This window comes from Adlercreutzia sp. ZJ176 (assembly GCF_011038975.1).
In the GTDB taxonomy this organism is placed as follows: Bacteria; Actinomycetota; Coriobacteriia; order Coriobacteriales; family Eggerthellaceae; genus CAAEEV01.
The window spans coordinates 24,829-51,277 of the sequence record NZ_JAAKEC010000007.1 but is presented as its reverse complement, the minus strand read 5'-3'; the positions used below and the strand labels follow the sequence as shown (position 1 = coordinate 51,277).

Genomic DNA, 26,449 nt, shown 5'->3' with positions numbered 1-26,449 from the left:
GCGGTGAAACGTGAAGAGGGGGCGGAAAGCAGGCGCGCCCCCTCGCGCCCCCAGCCAAGCCCGAATCTCGGCTGGGGGCGGCAGCCATGCGGTGGGTTGTCGTCGCGCTTTAGGCGCAGGGCGGGACCCACAGGTACTGCTCGGACTTGTCGTCGAGCTTACGTGCCAGCTCGTCGACGGGGCCGAACGTCATGCACTTAGCCTGGCAGTGGAACACGCACGAGGGGAGCTTGCCCTTCTCGAGGCGCTCGGCGCACAGGTCGCAGATGCGGGTGAACGACGGGATGAAGTCGTAGACGTAGCGGTCGGTGGGGTTGCCCTCGGCGTCCTTGATGGGCCACGGGCCGTTCTGCATGACCTTCACGCCCCACTGCTCGAGCGGCAGCTCGTGCTCGGCCTGGCAGGCTACCTCGCAGGAGTAGCAGCCGGTGCAAAACTGATAGTCAACCAAAATACCATTGCGTGCCATTACAGGTCCTCCTCGCTGCAGCGGTAGATCTTGCACAGGGTGCACTTTAGGTCAGCTCCGAAGCCGGTGCGGCCGGGCTTGTTCGCCAGGAGCTGGTTGATGTTGGACTGGCGGAAGCCGTACAGGTTCGGCTCGGCGCCGTCCTGCTCGGGGAACCACCAGCCGTGCTGCGCGGCGATCTCCTTCTCGGACACCTCGTAGGTGATGCGGGCGCGCTGGCGGCAGCGGCCGCGGTGGTTCTCGATCCACACCCAGTCACCCTCGTTGATGTTGTGCTCAGCGGCGGTCTTGGGGTTGATCTGCACCCACGGGTCGGGGGTGAGCTGGCGCAGGTACGGGATCTGGCGATGCTCGGAGTGGAAGAACGAGGTGGTGCGCGCGCCCGTGATCATGATGAGCGGGTACTCCTCGTAGAGGTCGGGCGTGGACACCGGCCCGATGCCCGGCTCCTCGATGTAGGGCAGCGGATCGTAGCCGTACGCCTCGAACAGCGTGGAGTAGAACTCGATGCGGCCGGTGGGGGTGTTGAAGCCCGGCTGGCCGTCGGGGCGCATGAGGCCCTTCTCGTACTTCTTGTAGACGTACTTCTGGTACACCGGACCCTGCTTCATGAGCTCGTGGAAGGTGAAGCCGGAGGGCTTGACGATCTCGTCGTACACCTCGTCCTCGGTAGCCCACGGCCAGGTGTGCTGCTTGCCCTCGGGGCGGTTGATCGCCTTGTTGAACTCGTCGTCGTTGTCGAAGTACTGCGCGAGGCGGCGGTTGATCTCGCAGTCGGAGAGCGCCTCGCCCTCGGCCGCGCACCCGCCGGTGATGGCGGACAGGAAGTAGTAGTGCGCGCGCACGGAGTGCTTCTCAGCCCAGGTCTGGACCGGCATGACGATGTCGGCGCAGGACTGGATGGTCGGGGTCATGAACACGTCGCAGGCCGCGATGAACTCGGGCTTCTTCATGGCCTTGTACCAGCGGTCGGTCTCGCAGCTCATGCAGGCGATGCCGTTGGAGGTCTGGATCCAGACGCCCTTCACGCCGCCGGCCTCGCACACCTCGAGGCACATGTCCGGCATGGCCTGGGTGAGGCCGTAGCGGTACATCGGGTACTCTTTCCAGCCGACGCGCTTCTTCTGCGTCTCCTCGTCGATGAGGTCGTAGATGCCCCAGGCGCCTGCGGAGGGCTGGTCAACGCCCATGGGGGCGGCGGTGTAGCACATGCCGCCGGGGATGTCGAGGTTGCCGGTGATCGTCCACAGCGCGGCGATGGCGGCAGCGCAGGGCGTGCCCTGGGACTGCATGTCGACGGCCAGGCCCCACACCACGTTGGCCGGGTGGGCGTTGGCGAACATGCGCGCGGCCTCGATGATCTTCTCCTTGGGGACCCAGGTCATCTTCTCAACCTCGTCGAGCGACAACTCGCGGGCGCGCGCCGCCAGCTCGTCGAAGCCGTAGGTCCACTTCTCCACGAAGTCGTGGTCGTAGAGATCCTCGTCCACGATGACCTTGATCATGCCGAGCGCGAGCGCCGTGTCGGTGCCGGGGCGCAGCATCAGGTGGATGTCAGCGTGCGCGGCGAGCCAGGTCACGCGCGGCTCGACGGAGATGAGCTTGCAGCCGAGCTTCATGGCGTCGGTCACCCAGTGGCCCATGAAGAAGTCGGGGTTGGAGATGGTGGGGTTGCAGCCCCAGACGATGGTGCACTCGGGGCACACCCACTCGGGGTCGTCATAGCGCAAGGCCGTGAACTGCGAGAAGTCGGCGATGAGCATGCCGCCGTACGTCATGATCATGAGCGACAGGCGCGGCAGGTAGCAGGCGGTGCCGGACAGGAAGCCGTACTCGTTGGGCGAGCCCATCGTGTTCGCGATGCGCCCGACCTGCCATTGGTTGTCGCGGGCGGTGCCGCGCAGGCAGTGGATGGAGTCGCCGCCGTAGGTCATCGCGATGCGGCGGAACTCCTTGTAGCAGGTCTCGAGCGCCTCGTCCCACGAGATGCGCTCCCACTTGTTCTCGCCGCGCTCGCCGGCGCGCTTCATGGGGTACAGGATGCGATCGGGGTGGAACTCGACCTGCTTGAAGGCCAGGCAGCGCGGGCACAGCGCGCCGCGGTTGTACGGGTCGTCCGGGTCGCCCTCGCACTTGATGAAGCGGCCGGTCTCCGGGTCGGAGTACACCAGCACGCCGCAGCCCTCGTGGCAGCCAGGGGCCGACCACACGGACGTGCGGGTGACGAGCATGCCGTCCTCCATGTACTGCCACTCACCGGGGTGCTTCCAGTCCTGCATCTCGGGTCGCTCGCCAGCACCGAAGTTGAATTGGTTCTCCTCTTTGGTGGTACCAATATCGTCGCGGTCTTTGGCTTCGATTGTGGTTTCTACCATCGCAACTCCTCTCGTATGGTGCGCCCGGCGCGAGAGCTCCGGGCGGTCCTTTGCGAGGCCGGCGCGGCGTCCTGTCCGCCAGCCTCGTAGCCGTGCGAGTGTCTGCCTCGCGCGGCCAGGGGAGCGTGGCGCCCAGGTGTCTTCCCCGAGCGACCTTCCCCCGAAAGGCTGCGGTGAGTATGGCACGCCCGCTGGTGCGCACCATAGCCACATGAGTATGCAAAGAGAGGAATCAGTACGTTGGTATGAGGCTTTGAGCTGGGGTGATGTAAATAGGCCCCCCGGTGTGACGCGATGGCGCCCAAGCGTGATGCGATTGTCCCCTTAGCGTGATGCGATGTCGTCCGCGTCGAGGGGGAACTCCTCCACGAAGTCCATGAGCTTCTGCTGGGAGTGGATGTCGAGCTTGCGGTAGATGTTGTAGATGTGGCTCTTCACGGTGTGCGGGGAGATGGTGAGCTTCTCCTGGATGTAGGCGGCGTTGCGGCCCTTCGCCACGAACTTCAGGATGTCGGACTCGCGCGGCGAGAGCTGGTAGAGCTTCGCCACGGCCGCGCAGCGCGCCTCGAAGAGCTCCGCCTCGCTCATCGACACGCTCACCACCGTGGTGGTCGCCCTCGCGCGGTCGCTCTCGTCCGGCGAGCTGCCGTCGACCTCGTGGTGGCTCTTCACGGGCAGAAACGCCATGACGGTGGCCACGAGCGCGATGGCCACCACGAGGCGGATGGTGGTGAACGCCTCGGCGTGCGCGCCGAAGGCCATCGTGGCCACCGTGGCTATGACCCAGCCGGCGGCGAACCCGAGCGCTGTGACGCACAGGCGCATCGGAGCCTGGCGGAACAGCGGCACGTCGCGCACCGACACGCTTTTCTTCACGATGAACGCGCTGTTCACGCACGTGAACAGCGCCCATGCGGTCATCACCACGCACGAGCAGCCCAGCTGCATCCACCCTTCCAAAAACGGCGTGGCAATGCAGGCGGCCACGGTGACGAAGGTGAGGATGCGCTGGATGGAGGTGATGCCGATCTCGCGGTGGAGCATGGAGAGGACGGCGATGAGCAGCCCGCCCGGCAGCGCGAACAGAAGCCCCGCGAGGACGTAGGTCTGCCCGAAGTTGAACAGGTACACGAAGGTGAGCGCGAACACCACGCCGAACATGAAGAACGAAGGCTCGATCTCGGCGGTGAAGCGCCAGGTGTCAGCCGTGGACTCGAGCGGCGCGCGCTCGGCGTTGCCGTCGGCGCGCTCGCTGGCGAACACGAGCAGGCCCGTGGAGCAGAGGATGTAGATGAGGATGAAGGTGGGCTGGGCGGTCTCGGGTGAGATGGCCGCCAGGCCGAACAGAAGCACGCCGCCGGCGAACGCGAGCCCGGTGAAGCGGCCGTACTGGAGCGTTCTCAGGCGGCTGCACACGTCAAGCCATGCCACGTTGAGGTAGGCGAACGCCAGTCCCGCGAGGAAGTTCACGGCGCAGATCAGGCCCAGCGGGGCGTGCACGCCGCCGTACAGGGCGAACGCCATGAGGGGCAAAGCGACGCTGCCCACGAGCCCCACCGCGATGCCCGGCAGCGCGAACAGGTTGAACTGCGGCAGCTTGCCGAGCGCGTGGAGGGTCGCGTAGCCTGCGGGCGTGCCGACGAAGATCCACATCTGCGCGAAGTCGCGCGCGTCAACGGGCACGCCGGGCGGAAAGTCGCAGAACAGCCAGTAGAACGACACGAGCATCCAGCCCATGAGCAGGGCGAACCCCACCATGCCCAGAAGCTCCATCGCCGATACGCCTCGTTGCTCGTCAGACTCGACGCCAGTCATGCTGCCTTTCCTCCCCCTCGTGGTAACGCACCGAGGATTATAGCGCAGGCCGCGCGTCTGGGGTCCCCTCGATTTCGCGCCCTTATGTCGTCCTGAGCGGAGCGCCCGAAGGGCGCGGAGTCGAAGGATCTGGTTGCGGCTGAGTGTCGCATGCGGGCGCGTCGTTCTCGGGGCCGGATCCTTCGACTCGCTTCGCTCGCTCAGGATGACACGTGGGGAGTTCTTCTCGTCTCGAGCGGAACGTCGTGCCTCGCTATCATCCGAGCGGAGCGTCACGCCGCGCCTCCTCTTACGTCATCCTGAGTACAATCGCGTCCGCGCCCCTTATGTCATCCTGAGCGGAGCGCCCGAAGGGCGCGGAGTCGAAGGATCTGGTTGCAAGCGGAGTGCGCATGTGGCCGCGTGCTACGCCTGGCCGGGGGGCTTGATGCCGCGGGAGGCGGCGAAGGCGGCGGAGTCGCCCATGCCGAACTCCCTGCAGGCGGCGGACACGCCCGGCGTGGCGCCCGTCGAGGCGTCGACTTCGCCGTCAGCCGCCTTCAAGGTGGCAAAGGGGGAGCGGGCGCGCTGCGTCGCCTTGGGGGCGGCAGCCTCGGGGGCGCTGGCAGAGCCGAGGGAGGCTTCGGCCGGGGCGGCTCCTGGGGCTGCTCCCGGGGCAGCGGGCATCGCGGGCGGGGCCAGCGCAGCGCCTCGGTCGAGCTTGCGAGCCGCGTCGGCGAAGCTCGTGGCGCCCGTGCTCGCGTCGACGTCTTCGAGGCCGCTGGCGGCGTGCGATCCCGCTTCCGCCTCGAGGCCGCTGGCGGCGTGCGCTTTCCCTTCCGCTCCGGCGCCGCAGGTGAAACGCGCTCCCGCTTCCGCCACGGGGTCGCTGGCGGCGTGCGCTCCCGCTTCCGCCACGAAGCTGTCCGCATCGGCGGCCATGAAGCACCTTCCGCATCCTCTGCAGGGCGTGCAGCGCGTGCCGCGGCGCATCTCGGTCATGCTCGTCCTCTCTTCGCAGAAGCGCCCCAGCGAGTCGCATGGCTTCGCTGGGGCGCAGGGGTCGTGCAGGGCGGGGCGCGCCGTATGGAGGATGGGCGCGGCCCCTGATGGGCGCTGCTCTTCGCGAAGGGCAGCGCCCGGGCAGGTGGCGCGGCGGCGTGTTACGCGGCCGGCTTGCCCTCAGGCTTGCCCTCAGGCTTGCCCTCGGGCTTGCCAGCGCCCGCCGGCTTCTTGGCCGGCTTCACGCCGAGGCTCAGGATGATGCCCACGATGCCGACCGGCACGAGCGCCCAGAAGGCGAGCATCGGGTCGACGTGGATGCCCTGGCCGATGGCCTCCTGCACGGCGGCGCCGATGGCGGGGCCGAAGTCGGCCGGGGTGCCGCCGCTGGCGAGCACGGCGACCTTGGCGTTGATGGCCACGTTAGAGGCGGCGGTGAGGCCCTCGTTGAACGGGGCGAGCACGTAGCTCGTGGCGATCTGGCCGGCGTACTGGCCGAGCGTCAGCAGCGAGAGGCCGAAGGCCACGGCGGTCTGGCCGCCGCTGAACACGAAGGTCGGGACGAGCGGGCGGCAGCAGGCGTTCAGCATCATGTTGCCGATGCAGAAGAACAGCACGTAGGGGATGAAGAACTCGGCCTTGAAGGCGAGCGCAGAGCAGATGGTCAGGCCGATGATGCCCACGACCACGCAGATGTACTTTTTGTCGCGCGGGGTCTTGTCCAGGATCAGGCCGCCGATGGGCGCGAGCGCGCCGCAGGCGCAGATCAGGCCGCCCCACAGGCCGGCGGTGGTGGCGTCCCAGCCGAAGCCGCCGAGCAGCTCAGGCGTCTGCAGCCAGGTCTTGAGGTACTGGGAGAACGCGTAGCTCATGTAGTTGAAGATCACGAACATGATGATGAGGCACCACAGCTGGCGGCTCTTGAAGTACACGAGCACGTCCTTGAGCGGCTTGCGCTCGGGAGAGACCTGGGAGCGCTCGTTCTCGCGCGGCGCGCGGAACAGCACGGCGAACGCGATGGCGACGACGACGATGAGCGCGCACCACACCCACTGCAGGTTGTTCATGGACTGGCCGACGAGGTTGTAGACGCCGTCGTTCACGAAGTTCGACAGGAAGATGCCGATGGGGGCCCAGCATGACCAGATGGCCATGGCGCGGCCGCGCGTGGAGTCCGGGAACCAGATGGACACGCAGGTGGGGCCGGAGACTACCGTGGTGGACAGGCCGAGGCCGAGGATGAAGCGGCCGGCCAAAAACACGTAGAAGTTCGAGCCGACCGTGGCGGCGCTGATCGCGGTGCCGACGATGGCGAGCGCGAGGCCGGTGAGCGTGCCGACCTTGGCGCCCCACTTGCGCACGATGAACGTGGTGGGAAGCGCCATGATGAGCGCGCCGATGGGCACGAGGCCCATGACGTTGGACAGCAGGCTGAAGTTCGCCGGGTTCTGGAACAGCGGGTTGTTGGCCGCCAGCCAGTTCTTGAACACCGGGAACGTGATGCCGGGGAGCCACATCCACGAGAACACGATGGACACGGCCGCCAGCAGCGACACGGCGAGGCAGGCCCACGCGTACGACGGGGTCTTCTCGACGGGCTTTGCCGCAGCGCCCGCTGCGGCAGCATTGGGATTACTCATGATTCCCCTCCTTGGGAAGAGGGACGCGCGTACGCACGCCCCTCGTTTTCGCTCACGTGATTACAGCTTGAAGATGCGCGCCGCGTTGCCGCCCAGCATGAGGTCCTTCTCCTCCTGCGTGACGTCGAGGGCCTTCACCGAGCCCACCGAGCGGGCCATCCACTCGTAGAACACCGGGAACGACGAGCCCAGCAGCAGGTGGTCGGCACCGCAGGCCTTCACGGCGAGCTCAAGCTGATCCTTGCTCCAGCTCATGGGATGCGTCATGTCGAAGTAGATGTTGTTCTGCAGGTAGCGGTCGTACGCCTCGCGGTCGACGTTGGTGGCCAGGCGGTTCATGGCCTCCTTCTTCTTCACCGACACGTGCGGGGCGAGCAGGTCCTTGAGCGCGAACCAGTTGCCGCCGAACATCGTGTGGATGAACTTGAGGTCAGGGAACTCGTCGAACATGCCCGAGTAGATCTCGCGGCCGACCGCGGCGGCCTGCACGTGGATGCGGCCGAGCTCGCGGCGCAGCGGCGTGTAGTCGGCGAAGTTGCCGAAGGCGTTCTGGCCGGGCGTATGGTGGATGACGCAGGGCACCTTCTTGTCGTTGAGCACCTTGAGGTAGGGCTTGAACAGCTCGTCGTCGAGGAACTTGTCGCCGTAGCTGCAGGCGAACTGCACGCCCACCATGCCGAGCTCTCCCAGGCAGCGCTCCAGCTCGTAGATGTCCTCCTTGCGGCCCCACGGCGGGAGCACCGCGTTGGCGTAGAGGCGGCCCTCCGACTGGCGGCACATCTCGGCGGCCTGGTCGTTCACGATCTTGCACATGTCGAGCGGCAGCCACTCCTGCCACACCGGCATGCGCAAAAGGGCGATGTCGACGCCCACCTCGTCCATGGCCTTGAGCTTCGTCTCGAGCGTGTAGTCGCCCTCCACGTAGTTCAGGATGTCCTTGCCGTCCTCGGTGGCAAGCACGATCTGGTCCTTCGCGCCGTCGGGGGTCTTGCCGCGATAGGCCTTCAGGCCCATGGTGATGGGGGCGGAGTACAGAAACCCGTTGAGCACCTCCTCGTTGGTGAAGAGGTCGGTGGGCAAGAAGTGCATGTTGATGTCGATGATCTTGTTGTCTGCCATGGTTTCCTCCTTGTTGGGATGTGATGGAGCGCGTTGCGAAAGGCGGCGGAGGCATCGGTCTTCTTCGCGCTTGCCGCCTCGCCGCGCGCCCTGCGCTGCTTGGTGATTGCCGCTGCGGGCGCTACTTCTGCTACTTCTGGTAGATGTCGTTGATGGTATGGGTCTTCATCTTCTGCATGTTCTCGGAGTTGCGCACGCGCCAGTCGATGCGGCCCTGCTCGCGCTCAAGCGGGGTGACCGTGTGGCTGAACTCGCGCGGCGCGCGCACGTCAACGTGGTCGAGACGCTCGACGATGTCTTCCATTCCCATGATGTACCTTCCTCTCTGCGGGCGTCTTGCCCGCTCGTTATGCGGGGCCGCGCGGCCTGGCGCTTGAATTCGGCGCGAGGCGGGTTGGCGCGTCCCCTGGAAAGCCCAGGCGGCGGGGATGATGGGGCCGCCCGGGCTGGTTCCCTGTCGGGTGCGGGCCTTTTAAGCCTCGCGGATGCAGATGACGTGTTGCTTGGGGCTGGTGACCTTGCTCGCCAGCTCGGCGACGTCGCCCCACTCCATGCACTGCGCCTGGCACATCTGCACGCAGGACGGCTTCTTGCCCTTCGCGAGGCGCTCCCCGCACAGGTCGCACCATTCGGTGAACTGGGGGATGAAGTCGTACTCGTAGTGCTTCTTGTCGGGCTCGATGTGGAAGGGGCCGAGCTTGCTGATCGTGATGCCGAACTCCTTCTCGGAGTAGCCCTTCTCCTGCTGGCAGGCCAAGACGCACGCCTCGCAGCCGGTGCAGTAGTTGACGTCAACCAGAATTCCCTGATAAGCCATGGTTATTCTCTCCTCTCGACTGCGGTGCCTAGGCCCGGTAGATCTTGCACATCATGGACTTGTAGTTGGAGCCGAATCCCGATACGCCCGCGTCGAAGGGCACGAGGTTGTTGATCTGGGACTCGAACACGCCGAACAGGCCGTCCATCTCGTTCTCGACGTTCTCCTCGGCCTTGTCCTTGCGCTCGGGGAACCACCAGCCGTGCTCGCACTGCATGACGCGCGGGTCGTAGGCGTCGTCGAAGGCGGCCTTGTACTTGCACTTGCCGTGCTTGTTCTCGAGCCACATCCAGTCGCCCTCGGCGATGCCGTGCTTGGCGGCGGTTTCGGGGTGGATGTAGCACAGCGGGTCGGGGTGCAGGGCGCGCAGCTTCTTGACCTGGCGCTGCTCGGAGTGGAAGAAGTGCGGCACGCGCGCGCCGGAGGTCACCACGTAGGGGTACTCCTCCACGTCCTCGGGGGCGGAGTAGGGGCTCTCCACCGGCTCCACGTAGCTCGGCAGCGGGTCGAGGCCCGACCACGAGGTGTGGTGGAACACCATGGAGTAGATCTCCGCGCGGCCCGTCTCGGTGCGGAAGCCGAGGCCGCCGTCGGGGCGCAGGTCGCCCGTCTCGTACTTGCGGTACTTGAACTCAGGGTATTTCCAGGTTGCCTCGCGCAGCTCCTCCCACGTGAAGCCGCCGTCCTCGAGCGCGTAGTCCCACATCTCCTCGACGGTGTCCCATGGCCAGGCGATGTCGTTGTTCTCGGGCTTGATGGCGTCGGTGAGGCGCTTGCCGAGCTCGAGGAAGATGGTGTTGTCAGCCTTCGTCTCGCCGACGGGCTCGATGGCCTTGTTGATGCAGCTGATGCGGTAGGCGTTGAGGCCGCCGAAGCCGTTGCGCTCCTCGTAGGTGGCGGTCGGCAGGACCACGTCGGCGAGCGCCATCATGGTCGGGGTCATGAACAGGTCGGACACCACGCAGAAGTCGAGCTGCTTGTACCACTCGAGCTGCTGGATGGCCTGCGCGCCCATGGTGGCGAGGAAGTTGTTGGTGGTGATGTAGGCCGCGCGGATGGGGATCTCGCCGCGCTGCCACGCCTCGATGGTGGCGTTGGAGGAGAGGTTCTTGAAGCCCACGGCGAACATGGGGTAGCGCTCGATGCCGATGCGCTTCGCCTGCTCCTCGGGGGTCATGAGCTCGTCCCAGCCCCACGTGCCGACCCAGTTCGGTTGCTCGATGCCCCAGCACGCGTCGGCCATGACGTTGCCGCCCGGCACGTCGAGGTTGCCGGTGATGCACCACAGGGCGGTGATGGCGTGCGCCGCCTGCTGGCCGCCGGTCTGCTGGTCGAGGGCCACGCCCCACTGGATGGCCGCGGGCTTGGAGGCGGCGTAGGTGCGCGCCACGCGGATGACGTCCTCCTTGGCGACCCAGGCCTTCTCGCACAGGTCGTCGAGGTCCATGTCGGCCACGCGCTCGCAGACGGCTTCGAGGCCGTAGACCCACTTGTCGCAGAAGTCCTGGTCGTAGAGCTTCTCGTCGCAGATGACCTTGAGCATGGCCATGGCCAGCGCGCCGTCGCCGCCGGGGCGCACGCGCAGCCAGTCCTCGCCGGCCTTCGCCGCGATCCAGGTGAGCTTGGGGTCGACCACGGCGATCTTCATGCCGCGCTTCATGAGGTCGAGGATCCAGTGGCCGTAGAAGCCGTCGGCGTTGGAGTAGAAGGGCTGGTGGCCCCAGATGATGCAGTACTCGGGCACCACGTAGCGCGGGTCGTCGTAGCGCTCGGGGAGGAACTGCGAGCAGTCCATGACGCACGATCCGCCGAGCATGCAGGCCATCGACGCGATGCGCGGCAGGTAGCAGGAGTTGCCGGCGAAGTAGGGCACGCCCTCGTTCGGGGAGCCCATGCAGGCGTTCAGGCGCGTCACCTGGTGGATGTCGCGTCCCGTGCCCTGGCACATGGCGATCTTGTCGGCGCCGTAGGCGTCGGCGACCTTCTTGAACTCGCGCACGATGATGTCATACGCCTCGTCCCACGTGATGCGCTCGAACTTGTCCTTGCCGCGGTCCTCGCGGGCGCGCTTCATGGGGTACAGGAGACGATCCTCGTGGTAGACGTAGTCGGGGATGCACAGGCAGCGGCTGCACAGGCGCCCCTGGTTGTAGGGGTCCTCCGGGTCGCCCTCCACCTTCACGAGCTTGCCGTCCTTGACGTAGGACAGGATGCCGCAGACGTTGTGGCATCCCGGGGCGCTTCTCGCCGTGCCGCGGATGACGGTCATGCCGTCTTCCTCCCACGTCCAGGGTACGTCCGGCGTCTTGGCCGCGGGTGCGGCGGGCACCGTGTCCGTCTTCTTCGGCAGGCGCGATCCGCGCTTGTACTGCTTGCCGTTGGTCTCGCCCCAGTGGTACTCGACCGTGTCAGACATAGTTCTCCTCCGTTCAGTTTCGTTTCTGTTTCCTTCGGGTGCTTGCTCCTCGTTTAAGCCCTCTTTTCGCAGCGAGCGCGTTGCGGGACGCGGCTTGTTGCCTCCGTGCCCTTGACCAGGGATGCGCGGCATACGACGCTTTCAAGTGCATGGGGGCAACAAGCCGCGTGCAGGAGGCTTTCGAAGCTTCCTGCCGACCCGATCGCTTCCTCGCGCTGCGAGCAGTGATTTCGCATACGAAGTTGAAACAATTCCGAGTGGTTGCAGAATAGGAGGCGCTTCGCCGGGGTGATCCCCCACGGGGAATGGCGAAGGCAAAATCAGCACGTCTGCATGAGCGCAAACTCCCGCTCATGCCGTTGGTATGAGGCTTCTATCAGGGATAACGCGTTTGCGGCGGGGAAGGGAAGTGCCGTGTCATCCTGGACAGCGGGTTGTCCTTGTGTGTCATCCTGAGCGGAGCGCCCGCAGGGCGCGGAGTCGAAGGATCTGGCCGCAAGTGGAATGCGCATGCGGGCGCATCATGCCTGGAGCCAGATCCTTCGACTCGCTTCGCTCGCTCAGGATGACATGGGGGGTTCACCTAAGATGACGGGGCCTCTCGCTCAGAATGACACGAGGGAGGGGTTCGCCCAGGGCGCGCAGCCGAAGGGTCCGGCCCCGTGCGCGGCACCGCATGGCGCAGCCGAGGGGTCCGGCCCAGGGCGAAACGCTGCATGGCGGAGCCGAAGGGTCCGGCCTAGGGCGCGGCACCGCATGGCCTCGCAACCTGGAGATTTTTTCGCCGAAAGGGAAAAATAGGGTCTTGCGCAGCGCGCGCGTTTCGGTATAATTCTTTCTTGCGCGTTGGGGCGTAAGCGCTTCAACAGCTACATTCCTCGGTAGCTCAACGGCAGAGCATCCGGCTGTTAACCGGAGGGTTGTAGGTTCGAATCCTACCCGGGGAGCCATACACAATCAGTTCGAACCCGCTTGAAGGTGATCCTCGCGGGTTCGAACTTTTTCGTCTATATCCCTGCTTGCAGTCCAGTCACCGACAACGACGCTTTTCCATCCATCCTCAGGTGATTCTGGATGAAACGAGGCCGTTGTCGGCGATTTCTCGGAAAAAGTGGATGCGAAAGGCGCGTTGTCGGTGATTTTCGGGGCCCGAAACACCGACAACGGGCGTTTTCCATCCAGCTTTCCCGAGCTGTGGATGAGAATGAGGCGTTATCGGTGTTTCGGGCCACCCAAGCCCCAAGTCCCCGGCTCCCAAGCTCCCAAGCTCCCAAGCCTCAAACCTCAATGTAGATGACATAGCTCTTTCGTTTCTCGGTGGCCCTGCGACTGCGAAAGCTGCGGGCGCTTTGCTTACTCGGCTGGTGCGCCGGCTTTTTGCGAAGGCCCAAGAGGCGGGATCGAGATGCGCGCGCCACCCCTGCGCCTGGGAGCAATGCACTCTGAAAACCAAAGATAAGGAAATGACTTTGGAACAGGGGTGCGCGAAACCAAAGTTACAGAGAGGCTGCGAAGTGGCAAAGCGTGGTGCGCGCGAACTCGCTGTCAGCGCAAGGGAAGCGAGTTGCGCGCTTGGTGAGACTTCGCGGGAAGGGGCGCTGCGATTTGCGAGGCTAGGCGCGGGAAGGGGCGCTGCACACGGAAGCGCTGCGCTCATGTGGCGGTAAAGTGCACGAAATGATGACGAACGTGACGCGTCAGCCCGAAATGGCATACAATAGCGCGACGAGTAATTCTACAGTTGGGGAGAAAGGACCGTTGCGCATGGGAAACGTGTTGCGAGTGCTCGGGCGCGACATCGTGCGCCTGGTCAAAGCGCCGGCTGCCCTCGTGGTGGTGATGGCCCTCCTCGTCTTGCCGTCGGTGTACACGTGGTACAACGTCGTCGGCTTCTGGAACCCCTACGACAACACCAGCCAGCTGCGCGTCGACGTGGTGAACGAGGACGCCGGAGGCTCGAGCGAGCTGACCGGACAAGTGCGCGTCGGCGACATGATCGTCGAGAAGCTGCGCGAGAACGACCAGTTGGACTGGGCATTCGTCGACCGCGACACGGCGATGGCGGAGCTTGAGTCGGGGGCGAGCTACGCGGTGTTCGTGATCCCCTCAGATTTCACCGCTGATCTGCTCACCCTCACCACGGGGGAGTTCACCCAGCCGAACCTCCTCTATTACGTGAACGAGAAGCTCGGGCCCGTGGCGCCCAAGATCACCGACACGGGCGCCACCACGCTTGACGAGGCCATCAACTCCACGTTCGTCTCGACCGTGACCGACGCGGCGATCGAGGCGCTTGACGCCGCAGCCGGCGAGTCGCGCGCGGCGGTTGGCGAGTCGCGCTCGCAGGCGCTCGGCAAGCTCGGCGAGGCCGTCGCGGTGATCGGCGGGGCGCGCGAGACGCTCGCCGGCGTGTCGGGTGCCGCCGACGCCGCGCTTGCGCGGGCGGAGGACGCGCGCGGCGTGCTCGCTGACGTGCGCGCCGAGATGGACCTGGCCGCCACGGCGCTCGCCCGGGTGTCCGCTCAGGCTGCGCAGATGCAGGACGCGCTCGCGGGGTTCTCGGCCGACGCGCTGCCCGTGGTGGGCGAGAGCCTCTCGGCGGTGTCGAGCCTGTCCGCGCAGGCGAGCAAGGCGGTGGGGGACATGGCCGGCAACGCGGCGGGCGCGTCGGCAAGCGTGGACGTGGCGCTCGCGCAGGCGAACGCGGTGGTGGGCGAGGGCGAGGCGCTCGCCGCCCACGTGCGCGCGCTCGCCGACGCGCTGCCCGAGGACGGCAAGGGCTCCGAGGGCAAGGCCGCGCTCACATCCCTCGCTGACCGCCTCGACGAGGACAACGCCCGCGCACGCGCGCTCGTGGCTGACCTCGAGGCGCTGAGCGCCGACGCCGAGGGCGCCTCCCAGGCCGTCGCGGACGCGGCGGGGTCCTTCGACGAGGCCGTGCAGGCCGCCGTAGCTGACGCCGACGCGTATGCGAACGCGCTCTTCGGCTCGACCATCCCCGAGGTGAGCGCGGGCCTTTCGCGCCTCGCCGCCGCGACGGCCTCGCTTGAGGGCGCGCTCTCGGGCGAGCGGGTGGTCACAGACCAGATCGGGCTCGTGCTCGGACAGCTCACGTCCACGCTCGAGAGCGCGCGCGAGGCCGTGGGCTCCACCGACGGCCTGCTCGGGGACCTCGAGGCGGGGCTCGGTCTCGTGCGCACCGACGTGGCGGCGCTCGGCAGCGCTGACGCGCTCAGCGAGATCTTCGGCGAGGACGGCCTCGACGCGGGCAAGGTCGCCAGCTTCATGGGCGCGCCGACCGAGGTGGAGACCGTGCAGCTCTACCCGCTCAACGCCTACGGCTCGGCTATGGCGCCCCTGTTCATGAACTTGACGTTCTGGATCGGCGCGTTCATGCTGCTGGTCATCATGAGGCAGGAAGTCGACTCCGAGGGCATCCGCGACCTCACCCTCGCGCAGCGCTACCTGAGCCGCTTCGCGCTGTTCGCCGTGCTCGCCGTGCTGCAGGCGGTCATCTGCTGCGCAGGCGTGCTGGCGCTCGGCGTTCAGGCGGAAAGCCCGCCGGCGCTCTTCCTGGCGGCGGCGATGGCGTCGCTCGCGTATCTGAGCATCATCTACGCGCTGTCGGTCACCTTGCAGCACATCGGCAAGGGCATCTGCATCATCTTAGTGTTCGCCCAGATCCCGGGCGCGACGGGCCTGTATCCCGTCGAGATGACCTCGGCCTTCTTCCAGGCCGTCTACCCGCTGTTCCCCTTCACCTACGGCATCGGCGCTATGCGCGAGGCCATCTGCGGCTTCTACGGCAGCCAGTACGCGCACGACGTGGGCATGCTCATGCTCTACTTCGCGGCGTTCATGGCGCTCGGGCTCGTGTTCCGCCCGCTTATGGCTAACGTGAACCACATGGTGGCGCGCCAGGTCAGGCAAAGCGGCATCTTCAACGGCGAGGATGTGGAGGTCCCCGTGCGCCCGTACCGCTTCTCGCAGCTCGTCCGCGCGCTGTCCGACAAGGAGGAGTACCGCCGCGAGATCACGCGGCGCTACGCGAGCTTCATGCGCTGGTACCCGCGCCTCATCCGCGGATCGGTGGCGGTGGGCGTCGCCATCCCGGTGACGCTCATGCTCGTGTTCGCGCTCACGCCGACGGAGAAGGTGGTGCTGCTCACGGCGTGCCTCGTGTCGCTGGCGACGCTGCTCGTCTTCCTAGTCGTGGTGGAGAGTATGCGCTACAGCTTCGAGCGGCAGATGAGCCTTGAGGACATGAGCGAGGAGAGCCTGCTGGGGCTCTACTCGTCGCGCAACTGTATGCAGCGCCCGGGGGAGGACGCGGGCACGGGTGCGGGAGCCGTGCAGGGTGCGGGTGCCGTGCAGGTTGCGGCTGCGGGAGCCGTGCAGGTTGCGGGCGCGGGAGCCGTGCAGGGTGCGGGCGTGGCTCCGCCAGCGGATGCGGCTGCGAAGCCAGGCCCGGCCGCGGACCCGAACGCGGCCGCAGATGCCGGCGCGAAGGGCGGTGAGGGGCGTGCGTAACATCTGGACGCTGTTCAGAAGCGATGTGAGGCGGCTGTTCGCGAACGTGGTGAGCATCATCATCGTGGTGGGGCTCGTGGTCATGCCGTCGATCTTCACCTGGTACAACGTGATCGCGTGTTGGGACGTGTTCGGCAACACGGGCAACCTCAAGGTGGCCGTGGCCAACGTCGACGAGGGCTACGAGAGCGACCTGGTGCCTCTGCGCGTGAACGTGGGCGAGCAGGTGGTGAGCGCGCTGCGCGCCAACGACGAGATCGACTGGGTCTTCACCTCGGAGGCTGACGCCGTCGACGGCGCGCGGTCGGGCCGCTACTACGCGGCCGTGGTCATCCCCGCGAGCTTCAGCCGCGACATGCTCACGTTCTACGCGGCCGACGCGCAGCACGCCAAGATCGTCTACTACGCCAACGAGAAGAAGAACGCCATTGCGCCGAAGGTCACCGACAAGGGGGCCGACTCGGTGTCGTACCAGGTGAACGAAGTGTTCGCCGAGACGCTCTCCGAGCTTGCGCTCGGCATCGCCGAGGCGTTTTCCGCCTACGCGGACGATGCCGACCTTGCCGGGCGCATCGGCGAGCTCTCAGGCCACGTGCGTGCGATGGCCTCTCAGATGGACGAGGCCGCGCGCGTGCTGCTCCTCTACGGGAAGTTGGCGTCAACGTCGGGCGAGCTCGTGCAGAGCTCGTCTGACCTGGTGGCGTCGGCGCGCGCCGAGGCCGAGGGCATGGCCGCGTCGCTGCCGCAGGACACGGCCTCTATGGCGAGCCTCGTCGAGGCGCTCGAGGCGTCCGTGAAGCGCCTCTCGGACGCGCTCGACGCGTCCTCGTCGGGCTTAGGCGAGGTGTCGGCGCAGGTAGACGCGCTGTTCGACGCGGCGGCGAGCGAGTCGGCCGCAGGCGTCGAGCGCTTGCGCGCCCAGGCGGCCGCCGTGGGCGATCAGGCGGCGCTCTACCAGAAGGCGGCCTCGGAGCTCGAGGCGCTCGCGAGCGTGGTGCCCGGCGAGCAGGCGCCGGCGCTCGCGGGCCTTGCCGGCATGGCGCGCGCGACAGCCGAGCTGCTCGAGGACATGAGCGCGCGCCTCGCGAGCGCGGCGGACAAGCTCGAAGCGGGCAGCGCTGACGTGCAGGCCGAGCGCGACGAGGTGAAGGCGCTCGCGGCGTCTGCCGAGCAGAAGGTCGCCGACATGAAGCGCGCCTTCGACGATAAGCTCGTCCCCGTCCTGAGTGATATGGCCGCCGACGCGACGGCGTTCTCGGGGTATGTGGAGGACGGCAAGGGCAAGCTCGACGCCATCGACGCGAGCCTGGCGGGTTCGGCCGGGTCGGTGGCGGATGCGATCAGCGACGGCGCGGGCAAGCTCGACGCCACCGCAGCAGACCTCGGCGAGCTGGCGGGCCGGCTGCGCGGGATGGCCGACGCCATCGACGCGGCGCTGGCGTCGGGTGACGCCGAGGCGCTGCGCTCGGTTCTCGGCTCCGACGTGCAGGGGCTCTCCCGCGCGCTCGCGGCGCCGGTGGGCGTCGAACGCGTGGCCGTGTTCCCCTCCGAGAGCTTCGGCTCGGCCATGTCGCCGCTCTACGCCACGTTGGCCCTGTTCATCGGGGCGTTGCTCATCCTCGTGGTGGTGAAGCCCACAGTGTCGCCGCGCGCGCAGGCCAACCTCGACAACCCGAAGCCGCGCGAGCTGCTCCTGGGCCGCTTCGGCGTGATGGCGTTCATCTCGCTTCTGCAGAGCACGCTTCTGGGCTTGGGCAACCTGTTCTTCCTGCAGGTGCAGGTGGCGCATCCGTGGCTCTACCTGCTGTGCTTCTGGGTGGCGGGGCTCGTGTTCACTGCGATCGTCTACGCGCTCGTGTCGGCGTTCGCCAACCTCGGCAAGGCCATGGCGGTGCTGCTGCTCATCATCCAGGTGACGGGCTGCGGCGGGTCGTTCCCGTTGCAGATCCTGCCCGGGTTCGTGCAGGCGCTGAGCCGGTTCCTCCCGGCGACGCACGTGGTGGGCGCCATGCGCGCGGCGATGTTCGGCACCTACGGCAGCGACTACTGGGTGCAGCTCGGCGAGCTCGCGCTGTTCCTCATACCCGCGGCGTTCATCGGGCTCGTGCTGCGCAAGCCGCTCGCGGCGTTCATGGGGTGGTATATTGGGAAGGTCGAGGACTCCAAGCTGGTGAAGTAGGGGCGCGGCGCTGCGCGCTCGGCTTTGGCGGCGCGGCCGCCGGCGCGCGTGAGAGGGAGCGGCCGCCGGCGCGCGTGGGCGAAGGCGGCGCGCGCTGCCGCATGGGCAGGGAAGGACAGGTGAGAAAGCGTGGAGCTGGTCGAAGACGAGCGGGGGCTTTCCCTCGTCGAGGGCGACATGGTGCTGCGCGGCGACTTCACGCGCCTGCTCAGCCGCATCCGCCCCGCGAACCTGGGGCGCGAGCTGCTCGTCAGGGCGGCGAAGCCCCGCAGCTTTGGGGCTGACCCCGTGGCCGTCGACGCCACGGCGGGCCTCGGCGAGGACGCGCTCCTGCTCGCCGCCGCGGGCTTCACGGTGCGCCTCGTCGAGCGCAACCCCCAGGTGGCAGCCCTCTTGCGCGACGCGCTGCGCCGCGGGCGGGAGCATCCGCAGCTCGCACCCGCAATCGCGCGCATGGAGCTTTTCGAGGGCGACAGCCTCGAGGTGCTGCCGCGCCTGCCCGCGCCGCCTGACCTCATCTTGCTCGACCCCATGTTCCCCGCGCGGCGCAAGAGCGCGGCGAGCAAGAAGAAGATGCAGCTCTTCCAGCACCTCGAGTGCCCGTGCGACGTGGAGGAGGCGCTCCTGCATGCCGCCATCGCCGCGCGCCCGCGCAAGGTCATCGTGAAGCGCCCCGTGCGCGGCCCGCACCTCGCCGGCGTCAAGCCCGCCTACGCGATCGCCGGCAAGACCGTCCGCTACGACTGCATCGTCCTTCCGCGCGCGTAGCTCCATCGCAGCCGCCTCAGGCGTGGGGAGCCTATCCCTCGCGTCATCATGGGGCTATGTCAGTGTGGGGAGTCGGTCTTTATGTCGGCGTGGGAGACATGACAACACGGGGGGCGGTCTTCATGTCAGTGCGCGAAGCCTGTTTCCCTCGTGCCAGCATGGGGAGCCAATCCCTCGTGTCATCCTGAGCGAGCGAAGCGAGTCGAAGGATCTGGCCCCGGGCACAGCGCGCCTGCATGCGCAATACGCTCGCAACCAGATCCTTCGACTCCGCGCCCTGCGGGCGCTCCGCTCAGGATGACATGAGATCCATGAGGTCCCTAAACCTTTCCGACTTTGTCATTCTTCCAAGGCCTAGAAACCTTCCGAACCTCCCGACCTTTCCGCTTAGGCGGTCTGGGCGGCTTCGGGGGCGTCTTTGCCGAGGTGCACCTCGTTGCCGGCGCGGAGCTGGTCGCGGTACTCGGCCGTGGCGGTGAACAGCACGTCAGACGACGAGTTCAGCGCCGTCTCGCAGGAGTCCTGGATCACGCCGATGATGAAGCCGATGGCGACCACCTGCATGGACACGTCGGCGTCGACGCCCAGCAGGGAGCAGGCCAGCGGGATGAGCAGCAGCGACCCGCCTGCGACGCCCGACGCGCCGCAGGCGCTCACGGCGGCGAGCACGGAGAGGATGACGCCGGTCACCGGGTGGACGGCGATGCCGAGCGTATGCGCCGCGACCATGGCCATCACGGTGATGGTGACCGCCGCGCCGGCCATGTTGATGGTGGCTCCGAGCGGGATGGAGACGGAGTAGTTGTCCTTGTCAAGCCCCAGCTTGCGGCACAGCTCCATGTTCACCGGGATGTTCGCGGCGGAGCTGCGGGTGAAGAACGCCGTGATGCCGGAGTCCTTCAGGCAGCGCAGCACGAGCGGGTAGGGGTTCCTCTTCGTGCAGGCGAACACCAAAAGCGGGTTCGTGACGAGCGCGATGAAGACCATGCAGCCCACGAGCAGCAGGATGAGCTGGCCGTACTCGACGAAGATGTCCAGGCCGTTCGTGGACACGCTCGTGTACACGAGGCCGAGGATGCCGAACGGGGCGAGGTTGATCACCCAGCGCACCACCTTCGACACCGCGTCAGACACCGCCGAGAACACGTCCTTCACGTTCTGGCTGGCGGCGCGCAGGGCGATGCCGAGCATGACGGCCCAGGCCAGGATGCCGAGGAAGTTGGCGTTGGCCAGCGAGTCGACGGGGTTGGCCACCACGTTGGTGAGCAGCGTGGTGAGCACGGTGCCCACGTCGTCAGGCGAGGACTGCTCCACGTTCGGGTCGACCGCCAGCGTGATCTCGATGGGGAAGACCATGGTGGCCACGACCGCCACGATGGCGGCGATGAGCGTGCTGGCGATGTAGAGCAGCAGCACCATCTTCATGGAGCCCGCCGTCTTGGCGTTGGCCAGCGCGCTGATGACGAGGAAGAACACCAGGATCGGCGCCACGGCCTTCAGGGCCGACACGAACAGGGTGCCGAGGAGCGCGATGAGCGTGTCGACGCCCTCCAGAGCGGCCAGGCCGGCGCCGGGGGCGCCCGCCATCGCCGGGGGGATGACCAGCGCGAGGACCACGCCGATGACCAAGCCGACGATGATGCGCTTGATCAGGCTTATCTCGCTGTACTTCTTTGCTATGTCTTTGACGGCCATAACCGTCGTCTCCCTTCTCTCCCTTCGCGGGCGCCTGCGCCGTCTTCGCCAAAACCGGGGGAGCCGGCCTTGGCGAAAAGGGCGCGTTCGGACGCGCCGCGGCCTTTGCAATGGCGGGTATCATACCATATGGAGAAAGTGTGGACGCGCAGCAAGCCCGCAAAGGCGGGCGAAGGCCCCGAAACCGGGTCAGCAGCGGAGGATCCCAGCAACGGGAAGGCTCGATGCGGTCAGGCCAGCTGCGGAAGAAAATGCGGCGCACAGGTAAAGCTGACCTGGGGGAAGTCGGCGGCAGCTAAGCGGGGTCAGCAGCGGGAAGGGGAGGTGTGGTGCGGGCGAAAGGACTTGAACCTTCACGGGTTTCCCCACCAGAACCTAAATCTGGCGCGTCTGCCAATTCCGCCACGCCCGCACGGCGCGCAATCCCGGAGCGCAAGCGCCTCCGGCGCGGAGGGCCAGGATGCCACGCGTCCCAGCCTGCGTTGCCAGAACGCCACGCGTCCCGGCCTGCGTTGCCGGGGCGCCTCGGCGCGTCCGACAGCCTGTATATGATAGCAGAAACCTTGTGAACGCGGGCGGCGAGGTTATGGCACCAAGCCGTCATATGTGCGATAATCACGAATTGGTGTGCTTCCGAGCGCTCGCCTGACATGCGCGGCGCGCGCGTACGAGGCGCCTCGGCAAGCGCATGGCGCTCATTCGCGCCAGAAACGGTAAACGATGGAGGATATACGTGGACATTAAAGTAGAGGCCCTGGAGGACAGCAAGATCAAGGTGACCGTCACCGTCGAGGCAAAGGACGTTGACGCAGCCGTCAAGAAGACCTACCGTGACTTCGCCCAGAAGTACAACTTCCCGGGCTTCCGCAAGGGCCGCGCCCCGCGCCCGGTCATCGACAACGCGCTCGGCGCCGAGGCCGTCATGGCGACGGTGACCGAGGACGTCATCAACAAGGCGTACCCGCAGGTCGTCGAGACCGAGAAGCTCTTCCCGGTCGGCTCCCCCGAGTTCGGCGACGCCGGCATGGTGGAGGCGGGCAAGCCCTTCACCTTCGACTTCACGCTGTCGGTGAAGCCCGAGGTCGAGCTTACCTCCTATGAGCCGCTGTCCATCGAGCTGCCCGTGGCGGGCGTGTCCGACGCCGAGCTCGAGGAGCAGATCACCGCGCTGTGCGAGCACTACGTCACCTACGAGGACGCATCCGCCGCCACCAAGATGAAGCCCGAGAACTACGCTGACCTGGCCATCAAGGCCACCGACGCCGACGGCGCCGACATCGCCGCCATCAGCACGGAGTCGCGCCTGTACGGCCCGGCCACCGGCATGCTCTCCGAGGCGTTCGACGCTGAGATCATGGGCATGAAGAAGGGCCAGACCAAGGAGTTCTCGCTCGAGGTCGCCGAGGACGAGGCGTCGGTCCTGCTGTCCGCCCAGGCCGGCAAGACGGTGAGCTTCGAGGTGACCATGAACGTGGTCAAGAAGAAGGCCACCCCCGAGCTGACCGACGAGTGGGCCCGCGACACCATGGGCTTCGAGGACGCCGCCGACCTCAAGGCGCGCGTGAGCGAGTCCATCGAGGCGCAGAAGGCCGACCTCATGCCGCGCATGAAGGAGAACGCCTGCGTGAGCGAGCTCATCAAGCGCTTCGAGGGCGAGGTTCCCGAGGCGCTGGCCGAGGAGGCCGAGGCCAACCTGCTGCAGGACTTCTTCACCCAGCTGCAGCGCCAGAACGTGAGCTTCGACGCTTACCTGGCCCAGCAGGGCATGAACGCCGAGCAGTTCAAGGCCGACGTGAAGCTGCAGGCCGCTGACGAGGCCAAGCAGCAGCTCGCGCTCGACGCGTGGGCGCGCGCCAAGGGCATCGAGGCCACCGACGAGGACGTCACCGCCGAGTTCGCGAAGGCCGGGCTCGACAATCCCGCGCAGGTCGAGAAGGAGTGGCGCGAGACGGGCCGTCTCTACCTCATCCGCGAGGGCATCGTGCGCGCGAAGGCCATGGCTGACGTCATGGACACCGCGCAGGTGACCGAGGTCGACTACGCCGCCCAGGCCCAGGCCGAGAAGAAGGCCAAGAAGGCCGCGAAGAAGAAGGCGAAGAAGGACGAGGCCGCCGAGGCCGAGGCTCCGGCCGAGGCCCCTGCCGACGCTGAGGCTGCCGAGGCCGCTGAGGCTGCCGACGTCGAGTAGCCGCGGCGCCGTCGCGCCTGCGTCTGACGCCTGATGCCATGAAGGCCGTCTGGGGCGCTCACCTGCCCCAGACGGCCTTCTGCTGTGTTCGTTTCCTGTTCGCGTCTTGCGCATGCGCGTCCGCTCCATCACTATGTCAGGTGAACTATTGAGGGCCTGCCGTCTGACCTGCGCCGCACCGCGCCATGGAGCATCGCTTCACGCGCGCTGCGATGCGGCGCATGCGCCGGCGGGCGGGCCGAAAGCGTACGAAAGTGAGGAACCATGGGCATCGAACGAGTGAGCAACGCGCTCATTCCCTACGTCATCGAGCAGTCGCCGCGCGGCGAGCGCAGCTATGACATCTACTCGCGCCTGCTCAACGACCGCATCATCTTTCTGGGCGAGCCCATCGACGACCACGTGGCCAACTCGGTGGTAGCCCAGCTTCTGCACCTCGAGAGCGCCGACCCCGAGAAGGACATCTCGCTCTACATCAACTCGCCGGGCGGCAGCGTGTCGGCGGGCCTGGCCATCTACGACACCATGCAGTTCGTCAAGTGCGACGTGTCCACCATCTGCTTGGGCATGGCGGCCTCCATGGCGGTGCCGCTGCTCACCGGCGGCGCGCCCTCAAAGCGCTTCATCCTGCCGAACGCGCAGGTCATGATGCACCAGCCCATGGGCGGCACCGGCGACGGCCACACGCAGCAGAGCGACATCCAGATCATGGCCGACGAGATCAAGAAGACGCGCGACCGCCTCGAGGGCATCATCGCGAAGCACTGCGGCAAGCCCCAGGAGCAGGTGCACGTCGACTGCGAGCGCGACAACTGGCTCACCGCCGAGGAGGCGCAGGCCTACGGCCTGGTCGACCAGATCATCACCCACCACGGCGCTTAACGCCCACGTCAACGAGCGGAAACCAATCACATGAACCAACAACGTTCCAACCCGACCCTCGACGAGTCAGGCAACCCCATCTTCTGCGCGTTCTGCGGCAAGAACCCCAACCAGGTCAACGCCATGATCTCGGGGCCCAACGGCATCTACATCTGCGACGAGTGCATCTCGGTGTGCGCCGACGCCATGATGCGGGACATGGGCTTCTTCATGCAGCAGGAGCCTGAGCCGGCTGACGAGCCCGAGCCCGCCCGCCGCGGGCGCCACGGCCGCCACGCGCAGGAGGTGCCCGAGGAGGCCTACTACGACGAGGACGACCCCTCGCCGGCTGAGCTCTTAGGCGACCTCCCCACGCCGCACGAGCTCTATGCCCATTTGAGCGAGCACGTGGTGGGGCAGGAGGCCGCGAAGCGCGCGCTGTCCGTGGCGGTGTACAACCACTACAAGCGCATCTCCATGGGCGCGGTCGCCGAGGAGGGCGACGTGGAGCTGGCCAAGAGCAACATCATGCTCTTGGGCCCCACGGGAAGCGGCAAGACGCTCCTTGCGCAGACGCTCGCGCGCACGCTGCAGGTGCCCTTCGCCATCGCCGACGCCACCACGCTCACCGAGGCGGGGTACGTGGGCGAGGACGTGGAGAACATCCTGCTGAAGCTCATCACGGCGGCCGACTTCGACATCCCGCGCGCCGAGATCGGCATCATCTACATCGACGAGATCGACAAGATCGCGCGCAAGGCCGAGAACCTCTCCATCACGCGCGACGTGTCGGGCGAGGGCGTGCAGCAGTCGCTGCTGAAGATCGTGGAGGGCTGCGAGGCGTCCGTGCCGCCGCAGGGCGGGCGCAAGCACCCCCAGCAGGAGCTCATCCACATCGACACGACGAACATCCTGTTCATCCTCGGCGGCGCGTTCGTGGGCCTGGCCGACATCATCGCGCAGCGCGTGGGCAAGAAGGGCCTGGGCTTCGTGGCCGAGCTGCCCGAGTCGAAGAAGCAGGCCGAGGCCGAGCTCCTGGCGCAGGTGCTGCCCGAGGACCTGAACAAGTACGGCATGATCCCCGAGTTCGTCGGCCGCATCCCAGTCATTACGAACCTTGAGGAGCTGACCGAGGACGACCTGGTGCGCATCTTGGTCGAGCCGAAGAACGCGCTCGTGAAGCAGTACACGCGCATGTTCGAGTTCGAGGAGAGCATGCTGGTGTTCGAGCGGGAGGCCCTGCGCGCCATCGCGCACGAGGCCGTCGAGCACGGCACGGGTGCGCGCGGCCTGCGCTCCATCTGCGAGCGCGTGCTCATGGACGTGATGTACGACCTGCCCGAGCACGTCGGCGTCACGCGCGTCGTGGTGCGCGCGAGCGACATCACCGGCGAGACGACGCCGGTGATCGAGCACGTCAGCGAGGAGCACGAGCTCATGGAGCTGAGCGCGTAAGCGGGCGGCGTTTGCGCAGGGGCGCCGTGGCGTTTGCGCAGGGGCGCTGCGGCCGCCTGACTGCGGCGTGAAGAGCTGCTCCTGCGGCGTGAAGAGCGCTTGAGGCGGCGGACCCATCAGGGGTTCGCCGCCTTTTTTTGTTCGCGCTCGCTTTAAAGTGCAGAGCGCGCTTACGCGCGCTTGCTGATAACGCCATAGCTTTGCTCTATCCCCATCATTATGACGCGGGCTAACCATTCCCCTCGATTGACAACGGCTATCCAGGAAATACAATAAGGATAGACATGGATATCCATACCGAAGGGAGCGCGCCATGACGCCTACCGCAACGGGAACTTTGGCCAAGTGGGGGAATAGCCAAGGGGTTAGGATCCCGAAAGACATATGCGAGCTGATCGGGATCCAGGTCGGATCTGCGGTCAGCATCAGGGCTGACCAAGCGAAATCAGAAGTCGTTCTCACCTTTGAGAAGCCTGATGATGGGTATCGGAGAAGCCGTAAGGTCTCCATGGAGGAGCTGTGCGCTGGCTGGTCTGGCGAGAGGGTTGGCGAGGAGTGGGGAGGACCCGACGTCGGAGCCGAGGTGGTTGACTGATGCTGTTCGAGCAGGGAGATATCATTGAGGTCAACTTTAACCCGACCGTTGGCCATGAGCCGCAGAAGCGCCGACCTGCACTGGTCGTGAGCGTCGGGTATTTCAACAATGTCGTGTCGAGCCTTGTGGTGGTCTGCCCGATCACGTCTGCGACAAACGGGCATCCGCTGCATATCGAGTTGGCGCCAGGCAACGTTGCCGAGGGCTGCGTCTGCGTTGAGCAGATGAGGGCCATCGACCTCGACAATCCCGCCCGGGGAGTCAAGCATCTCGGCTCTGCGATCGATTCGATGACCATGTCTCTGGTGCTGGACGCCATCGGCGCCGTGTTCGGGATTTAGACGAGCGTCTTTCGCTTTCTGGCTTTGGCGGATGTGGTTGCTGCCCGGGTGGGGTTGCCGGGTTGATCGCGGGGCGATATGTGCCATAATGGCGAAAGCTACTTTTCAAGCGGGCTGGCCTTGGCGGAAGCCCGCTTTTCGTTGGGGCGCGTGGCGAGGCGCGGGGCAGCTCGCAACCGCATCTGCGCGCAAGAGCATGAAAGAG

General features: G+C 66.6%; 18 protein-coding genes and 2 tRNA genes. 9 read left to right on the top strand and 11 right to left on the bottom strand.

Annotated features, from left to right (window positions below; all coding sequences use genetic code 11):
• Positions 1-109: 109 nt before the first annotated feature.
• The 9 genes from G7Y50_RS04960 to G7Y50_RS04920 all read right to left on the bottom strand — a co-directional run bounded on the left by G7Y50_RS04960 (position 110) and on the right by G7Y50_RS04920 (position 11,632).
• Complete coding sequence (locus tag G7Y50_RS04960) at positions 110-469, bottom strand: 4Fe-4S dicluster domain-containing protein (protein WP_165054481.1); 360 nt, start codon at positions 467-469, stop codon at positions 110-112.
• Positions 469-2,844: a molybdopterin-dependent oxidoreductase gene (locus G7Y50_RS04955; protein ID WP_165054486.1), complete on the bottom strand. Its 2,376-nt coding sequence runs from the start codon at positions 2,842-2,844 to the stop codon at positions 469-471. The genes G7Y50_RS04960 and G7Y50_RS04955 overlap by 1 nt, the downstream gene beginning before the upstream one ends.
• A gap of 324 nt (positions 2,845-3,168) precedes the next feature.
• Positions 3,169-4,659: a helix-turn-helix transcriptional regulator gene (locus G7Y50_RS04950; RefSeq protein ID WP_165054491.1), complete on the bottom strand. Its 1,491-nt coding sequence runs from the start codon at positions 4,657-4,659 to the stop codon at positions 3,169-3,171.
• 405 nt (positions 4,660-5,064) lie between these two features.
• On the bottom strand, positions 5,065-5,640 hold the full coding sequence (locus G7Y50_RS04945; protein ID WP_165054496.1) for a hypothetical protein: 576 nt from the start codon (positions 5,638-5,640) through the stop codon (positions 5,065-5,067).
• A gap of 161 nt (positions 5,641-5,801) precedes the next feature.
• Complete coding sequence (locus tag G7Y50_RS04940; protein WP_165054501.1) at positions 5,802-7,280, bottom strand: nitrate/nitrite transporter; 1,479 nt, start codon at positions 7,278-7,280, stop codon at positions 5,802-5,804.
• 60 nt (positions 7,281-7,340) lie between these two features.
• Positions 7,341-8,399 (bottom strand): amidohydrolase family protein, encoded by a 1,059-nt coding sequence (locus G7Y50_RS04935; RefSeq protein ID WP_165054504.1) that lies wholly within the window; start codon positions 8,397-8,399, stop codon positions 7,341-7,343.
• A 130-nt stretch (positions 8,400-8,529) separates the two neighbouring features.
• Positions 8,530-8,709, bottom strand: a complete 180-nt coding sequence (locus G7Y50_RS04930; RefSeq protein ID WP_165054507.1) for a hypothetical protein — start codon at positions 8,707-8,709, stop codon at positions 8,530-8,532.
• A gap of 162 nt (positions 8,710-8,871) precedes the next feature.
• A complete protein-coding gene (locus tag G7Y50_RS04925) occupies positions 8,872-9,216 on the bottom strand; it encodes an oxidoreductase (RefSeq protein ID WP_165054510.1) in 345 nt (114 codons plus the stop codon).
• A gap of 28 nt (positions 9,217-9,244) precedes the next feature.
• The gene (locus tag G7Y50_RS04920) at positions 9,245-11,632 is read right to left on the bottom strand and encodes a molybdopterin-dependent oxidoreductase (RefSeq protein ID WP_165054513.1); all 2,388 of its coding nucleotides are present in this window, start codon (positions 11,630-11,632) and stop codon (positions 9,245-9,247) included.
• A gap of 875 nt (positions 11,633-12,507) precedes the next feature.
• On the opposite strand from G7Y50_RS04920, the gene G7Y50_RS04915 reads away from it, so the two are divergent.
• The 4 genes from G7Y50_RS04915 (at position 12,508) to G7Y50_RS04900 (ending at position 19,109) form a co-directional block, all read left to right on the top strand.
• Positions 12,508-12,582, top strand: a tRNA-Asn gene (locus G7Y50_RS04915).
• A gap of 814 nt (positions 12,583-13,396) precedes the next feature.
• Positions 13,397-16,162: a YhgE/Pip domain-containing protein gene (locus tag G7Y50_RS04910; RefSeq protein ID WP_165054516.1), complete on the top strand. Its 2,766-nt coding sequence runs from the start codon at positions 13,397-13,399 to the stop codon at positions 16,160-16,162.
• Positions 16,155-18,341 (top strand): YhgE/Pip domain-containing protein, encoded by a 2,187-nt coding sequence (locus G7Y50_RS04905; RefSeq protein ID WP_165054519.1) that lies wholly within the window; start codon positions 16,155-16,157, stop codon positions 18,339-18,341. Before G7Y50_RS04910 ends, G7Y50_RS04905 begins: the two co-directional genes overlap by 8 nt.
• A 129-nt stretch (positions 18,342-18,470) precedes the next feature.
• Positions 18,471-19,109, top strand: coding sequence for a class I SAM-dependent methyltransferase (locus G7Y50_RS04900; protein ID WP_241156493.1), 639 nt, complete (start codon positions 18,471-18,473; stop codon positions 19,107-19,109).
• A 387-nt stretch (positions 19,110-19,496) separates the two neighbouring features.
• Here G7Y50_RS04900 and sstT read toward each other — a convergent pair whose 3' ends face one another.
• Together sstT and G7Y50_RS04890 are read right to left on the bottom strand one after the other, a co-directional pair.
• Entirely contained in the window at positions 19,497-20,804 is a 1,308-nt protein-coding gene (gene sstT / locus G7Y50_RS04895) for a serine/threonine transporter SstT (protein ID WP_165054522.1), read from the bottom strand.
• Between the two features lie 327 nt (positions 20,805-21,131).
• Positions 21,132-21,216 (bottom strand) — tRNA-Leu (locus G7Y50_RS04890).
• Between the two features lie 321 nt (positions 21,217-21,537).
• On the opposite strand from G7Y50_RS04890, the gene tig reads away from it, so the two are divergent.
• The 5 genes from tig to G7Y50_RS04865 all read left to right on the top strand — a co-directional run bounded on the left by tig (position 21,538) and on the right by G7Y50_RS04865 (position 26,244).
• Positions 21,538-22,992, top strand: coding sequence for a trigger factor (gene tig, locus G7Y50_RS04885; protein ID WP_241156494.1), 1,455 nt, complete (start codon positions 21,538-21,540; stop codon positions 22,990-22,992).
• Between the two features lie 264 nt (positions 22,993-23,256).
• Complete coding sequence (locus G7Y50_RS04880) at positions 23,257-23,874, top strand: ATP-dependent Clp protease proteolytic subunit (RefSeq protein ID WP_165054547.1); 618 nt, start codon at positions 23,257-23,259, stop codon at positions 23,872-23,874.
• 30 nt (positions 23,875-23,904) lie between these two features.
• Complete coding sequence (clpX, locus tag G7Y50_RS04875) at positions 23,905-25,308, top strand: ATP-dependent Clp protease ATP-binding subunit ClpX (protein ID WP_165054559.1); 1,404 nt, start codon at positions 23,905-23,907, stop codon at positions 25,306-25,308.
• A gap of 313 nt (positions 25,309-25,621) precedes the next feature.
• Complete coding sequence (locus tag G7Y50_RS04870; RefSeq protein ID WP_165054561.1) at positions 25,622-25,903, top strand: AbrB/MazE/SpoVT family DNA-binding domain-containing protein; 282 nt, start codon at positions 25,622-25,624, stop codon at positions 25,901-25,903.
• The gene (locus G7Y50_RS04865) at positions 25,903-26,244 is read left to right on the top strand and encodes a type II toxin-antitoxin system PemK/MazF family toxin (protein WP_165054563.1); all 342 of its coding nucleotides are present in this window, start codon (positions 25,903-25,905) and stop codon (positions 26,242-26,244) included. The genes G7Y50_RS04870 and G7Y50_RS04865 overlap by 1 nt, the downstream gene beginning before the upstream one ends.
• Positions 26,245-26,449: the final 205 nt, after the last annotated feature.

What these genes read in the sequence shown, in the direction of transcription:
- G7Y50_RS04960 (WP_165054481.1), bottom strand. Translation starts at nt 469, where the DNA reads ATGGCACGCAATGGTATTTTGGTTGACTATCAGTTTTGCACCGGCTGC.
- G7Y50_RS04955 (WP_165054486.1), bottom strand. Translation starts at nt 2,844, where the DNA reads ATGGTAGAAACCACAATCGAAGCCAAAGACCGCGACGATATTGGTACC.
- G7Y50_RS04950 (WP_165054491.1), bottom strand. Translation starts at nt 4,659, where the DNA reads ATGACTGGCGTCGAGTCTGACGAGCAACGAGGCGTATCGGCGATGGAG.
- G7Y50_RS04945 (WP_165054496.1), bottom strand. Translation starts at nt 5,640, where the DNA reads ATGACCGAGATGCGCCGCGGCACGCGCTGCACGCCCTGCAGAGGATGC.
- G7Y50_RS04940 (WP_165054501.1), bottom strand. Translation starts at nt 7,280, where the DNA reads ATGAGTAATCCCAATGCTGCCGCAGCGGGCGCTGCGGCAAAGCCCGTC.
- G7Y50_RS04935 (WP_165054504.1), bottom strand. Translation starts at nt 8,399, where the DNA reads ATGGCAGACAACAAGATCATCGACATCAACATGCACTTCTTGCCCACC.
- G7Y50_RS04930 (WP_165054507.1), bottom strand. Translation starts at nt 8,709, where the DNA reads ATGGGAATGGAAGACATCGTCGAGCGTCTCGACCACGTTGACGTGCGC.
- G7Y50_RS04925 (WP_165054510.1), bottom strand. Translation starts at nt 9,216, where the DNA reads ATGGCTTATCAGGGAATTCTGGTTGACGTCAACTACTGCACCGGCTGC.
- G7Y50_RS04920 (WP_165054513.1), bottom strand. Translation starts at nt 11,632, where the DNA reads ATGTCTGACACGGTCGAGTACCACTGGGGCGAGACCAACGGCAAGCAG.
- G7Y50_RS04910 (WP_165054516.1), top strand. Translation starts at nt 13,397, where the DNA reads ATGGGAAACGTGTTGCGAGTGCTCGGGCGCGACATCGTGCGCCTGGTC.
- sstT (WP_165054522.1), bottom strand. Translation starts at nt 20,804, where the DNA reads ATGGCCGTCAAAGACATAGCAAAGAAGTACAGCGAGATAAGCCTGATC.
- G7Y50_RS04880 (WP_165054547.1), top strand. Translation starts at nt 23,257, where the DNA reads ATGGGCATCGAACGAGTGAGCAACGCGCTCATTCCCTACGTCATCGAG.
- clpX (WP_165054559.1), top strand. Translation starts at nt 23,905, where the DNA reads ATGAACCAACAACGTTCCAACCCGACCCTCGACGAGTCAGGCAACCCC.
- G7Y50_RS04870 (WP_165054561.1), top strand. Translation starts at nt 25,622, where the DNA reads ATGACGCCTACCGCAACGGGAACTTTGGCCAAGTGGGGGAATAGCCAA.
- G7Y50_RS04865 (WP_165054563.1), top strand. Translation starts at nt 25,903, where the DNA reads ATGCTGTTCGAGCAGGGAGATATCATTGAGGTCAACTTTAACCCGACC.